4 protein-coding genes are annotated in these 4,340 nt (G+C 34.2%); 1 reads left to right on the forward strand and 3 read right to left on the reverse strand.

All coding sequences use genetic code 11. From position 1 onward, the window contains the following. Positions 1–302 precede the first annotated feature (302 nt). Both BKK47_RS10950 and BKK47_RS10955 read right to left on the reverse strand, forming a co-directional pair. Complete coding sequence (locus tag BKK47_RS10950) at positions 303–1,187, reverse strand: hypothetical protein (RefSeq protein ID WP_077494864.1); 885 nt, start codon at positions 1,185–1,187, stop codon at positions 303–305. Positions 1,188–1,626: 439 nt separating this feature from the next. Then, positions 1,627–2,085 carry an Lrp/AsnC family transcriptional regulator gene (locus BKK47_RS10955; RefSeq protein ID WP_077494865.1) on the reverse strand — a complete coding sequence of 153 codons (459 nt, stop codon included), beginning with the start codon at positions 2,083–2,085 and terminating at the stop codon, positions 1,627–1,629. A gap of 134 nt (positions 2,086–2,219) precedes the next feature. On the opposite strand from BKK47_RS10955, the gene rarD reads away from it, so the two are divergent. Continuing rightward, entirely contained in the window at positions 2,220–3,140 is a 921-nt protein-coding gene (gene rarD / locus BKK47_RS10960; RefSeq protein ID WP_077494866.1) for an EamA family transporter RarD, read from the forward strand. 241 nt (positions 3,141–3,381) lie between these two features. Here the strand turns inward: rarD and BKK47_RS10965 are convergent, their stop codons facing one another. Beyond that, positions 3,382–4,281, reverse strand: a complete 900-nt coding sequence (locus BKK47_RS10965) for a LysR family transcriptional regulator (RefSeq protein WP_077494867.1) — start codon at positions 4,279–4,281, stop codon at positions 3,382–3,384. Between the last annotated feature and the right edge of the window lie 59 nt (positions 4,282–4,340).

Here is a 4,340-nt window from a genome sequence, read left to right on the forward strand (position 1 = left end):
AATTACATCTCTTGTATCAAACTTGGTGACTTGGATTTGAATTATGTTTTCTCCAAATCACATAAGAAAGTGGGATAACAATTTAATTAAAAAATTATCCCACTTACCTAATCTTTGACAAAGGAAATATAAAAACGGTTCAAATATTTCAAATAAAATTTTGATAATCCTTTACAAAAAAATGTGAATTACAAGTTAAATATGATTAATTTTAAACTCTATCTCACTCTCAATTAATGAAGAAAAAAAATCAAAAAAAGGGAAAATCATCTTAAAAAAATAATCAATTACTTTTTCGAAATTTAACGTTCTACTTGAATCGAATTTTCTTGAGAAGAAATAAAAGATTTCGTCTCTTTCATGATTGCTTGGACTCTAGGATCAGTCCATTTCACCAACTCATTTTTATCATCTCGCTTATCAGACCAAATGATAATGCCATCCATATATTTATAACTAATCTCTAGCATCTGACGCCATGTTTTAGCATCAATAAATTGTTTAAAATGAGGGCTGCCCGATGCTGAATAATATTGTGGCCAAAGATAACCAATGAGCGGTTTGTTAGGGAAATGACGACGTATATCTTCTACCGTCATTTTTACATCATATTCCCAATTTTTAACATTGGGATCTGCGATATAGAGGACTGGATTTAAATAATCACAATTTGCAGTCGCTTTCTGGCGGCGCTTGCTAAACTCTCTCCATTTTGATAACACCACATCATAAGGGGAGGCTGGACGAAAAAAACGAATGACGCTTAAATTTTCCATAGGTAATCCATAGTTACAAATAAACGCTTTTGGATTTTCTTCTTTGAAAATACTAAATAAACGCTTGAAATCAGCATCAAGTTCTTCAGGTGTTAATAATTGCCCCTCTTTATCGCTAAACCAAGATTCAATATCCGTTGAAATCATACGATATCCTTCAAGATGAGATTGACGCGCTAGGTTACGGATTTTCTCAAGATTCAATACACCATGCTTACGTTTTCCGGTAGGATCTGGCTTGACTAATTCAGATTCGTAAACAAGGAAAACTTTAGATAACTTATCTGAACTAAGATCAGGTTTTCCTATATAGTCCATTCGATCATAAATAACAAAATTTTTTGCCAAAACCTCATTTGACAAGAATAACATCAACACAGGTATCATCGTTCTTAAACAAAATTTCTGCATACTTTCCTCTTTTTCAATTAATATTCAAATTCCCATTCACATGTACAAAGTGCGGTTAGAAATGTCAAAATTCTTTATCTCCGTCTTCACAAACTAAAAACCCGCTTTTTTATGACCGCACTTACTGTACGCAGTTCCAACCGCATGAGTCACAAGTACCTGACCTCTTTTAACTTGAGTTCATTACTTTCGCCAATACTTAACAACCAACGAAAAAAGCTAGTATTCTCCCCAAAATTCGTAGCATTATAAGGCAGTAGTACAAAAATGATTTTAGTTTTACTCGTAGGACTCACTACGTGAATTCGTGGTAAAATCAAATCATTTCAATATGTTAAATATCGAACACACAATGTATCCCTACATTGCGTTGAAATTCTTGTTTTGTACATTTGCTACATAATACCGCGAAAGTACGGTTAATTTTGACCGCACTTTTTTACAATAAAATCCCGCTTTCCGCTTTGGTAAAATTCATCACAAATAAGCTTTTGTAAGTGCGGACATGATATTCACCGGTCAATACACGGCGTGTGAAGGCATGGTAACTTTCCATATCTGCCGCATGAATGAGCAACATAAAATCGTAGTCGCCTGAAATTTCATAACAACTCATCACATCGGATTCTTCACGCATTTTTCGTTCAAATTGTTCTTGATAATAAGAATGCTGATTATCCATTTCCACCATCACAAAAACAGAAATAGCCTTGCCTACCGCTTTAGGCGAAACCACCGCCACTTGTTTAGCAATAACGCCTTTTTCTGTCAATAACTGAATACGCCGCTGGCAGGTTGCAACCGAACTGTTCACTTTATCTGCAATTTCTTTTAGCGGCAGCGTTGAATCTTGTTGCAATAAATTAAGCAAATCCCGATCAAGTTTATCTAATTTCATTGTTCACTTTAATAAAAAATTTCCATTTCTGCCGTTATAAGAAAAAAACTTTCAAAAATCAACATATATTGAAAATTTTTTATCACACAAACCGACTATAATTTTTAATACCACATTTTGTGAATGGATTTGTTATGAAATTGATGGCCCAAGGTGTCTTGCTCTGCTTATTTTCTCAGTGTCTATTTGGTGTGCTTTATTTATTCAGTTTGTGGTTACGACCTCTTAATGGCACGGATATTTTCGCCTGGCGAATGGTAACAATGTTATTTGGACTTGCCTTAATCGTTTTTCCTACCGTTGGTCCTCGCGCTATTCTTCGCTTAATGAAAGAAAATTTAGGAAATAATCTTTCCCGTTGGACGATATTTTTACTTGGCACCGCCAATGCAGGCAGTCAATTTTGGTTATTTATGTGGGCACCGGTAAATAATGAAGGGATCAATATTGCAATGGGCTATTTTTTATTTCCACTTGTGATGGCGATTTTAGGGAGGATATGGTTAAAAGAGCCGTTGAGCCACATTCAAAAATTTGCCCTTTGCCTCGCTACCTGTGGGGTAGCTCATGAACTTTGGCATACACAAAGTTTTTCTTGGACAAGCCTATGGGTCTGTTTAATGTACCCACTCTATTACTTAAGTCGCAAAAAAATGCAAATTCCGGCACTACAAGGGATTACACTAGATATTTGTTTGATTTCAATTCCTTGCTTTATCTATTTGATTTACCAAGGAAATAGTTTCCATCTCATTGCCGGGGAATGGCGTTATTGGTATCTATTACCCGCATTAGGCATTGTTAGTGCAATCTCTTTATCTGCAAATTTAAAATCCAGCCAACAAATTCCCATCAGTTTATTTGCAGTACTAAGCTATATTGAACCGGCATTACTTTTTCTAATTTCGCTATTTTGGCTCAACACAGAAGTTTCACCTTCTGATTATTTGACTTATATCCCCATTTGGGCAAGTTTGATTTTGTTGGGTGTGAACGGCTTGATAAAAAACAGAGATAAAAATAACCGCTCTTTAGTCTGCAAGACTGATGGATGAGTTATTATCCTAGGAATAAAGTGCGGTTATAAAAAACAAGATTTTTTGAACATTGGCTTTTTCCTCACTATTAGAGGGAAAAACGAGTTTTTGAATAATTTTTCTACCGTTTTTCTAAGATTGGTATTAAGAATCCAGCAGTGGCTCCCCTTCTACTTTCGCCATAGTTTCCCCCTTCCGGTGCTAGCTCCTATCAACAATCTAATCGCAGTTTTAACCGCACTTTCACTTTACATCTTCTTTATTTGACTTTAAATAATTTTAATAACAAGTCAAAAATATAATTCTCAACCGTTGAATAATTATTTTTCTTTAACCGACAGAGCGTAACCCGCCATAAAATTGGTTCATTAATTTTACGACATACAAATTCTGTTGATTGATATTGCTCAGCGATTGGATAAGGTAATATCGTTAATAAATCTGAATTTAATTTAACCGCATTTAGCATAAAGTCCCAAGAACCGGATTCAATAATAATCTTTGGATAAATATTATAGCGTTCAAAACGTTCTTTTAATTGGTGGGCTATCATAAAATTTTTATCAAAAATTGCCATTTTTTGTTTATTTAAATCTTTCCATTCAATCTTTTCTTTTTTTGCCAACGGATGATTTGGAGATAGAAAAAGTGCCAGCTCAGAATGATGAATAGCAAAAGAATCAATGATATTTTTAGAGATCCCCTCCGGATAAAGCAAGACGGCAAGATCGACTTGCTCCAGCAATAATTCACTTTTTAATGCAAATGCGCCTTGTTCTTTCACTGTAATATTGATTGCAGGATTATTTAATATTAGTGAAGGAATAACATCGGAAAATACGACGGATAAGATTAAGGGAGGAATACCAATAGTAATATTACCGACTATCTGTGTATGTTCATTATGTAAATTACGCTGCATTTCATTATATTTATTAATCAGTGCTTTTGCATCGTGATAATAATTCTCGCCGATGTAAGTTAGCCCCATTATTTTTCCATTTGATCGTTTAAATAATTGAATTTCCTCTTTATGTTCAAAATCAGAAATCATCATACTAAGGGTCGGCTGAGAAATGTATAAATTTTGAGCCGTCTTACTTAAATTAAAGTTATTTTCAACAATCGCAACAAAGTAGCGTAAATGGCGAATATCCATCTTTCAGTTCTCCGTAAAACTTATAGGTAATATAAGTGATTTTTCTATCTGGTATAAAT

It is taken from the genome of Rodentibacter mrazii (genome assembly GCF_001998825.1).
Taxonomy (GTDB): Bacteria; Pseudomonadota; Gammaproteobacteria; order Enterobacterales; family Pasteurellaceae; genus Rodentibacter; species Rodentibacter mrazii.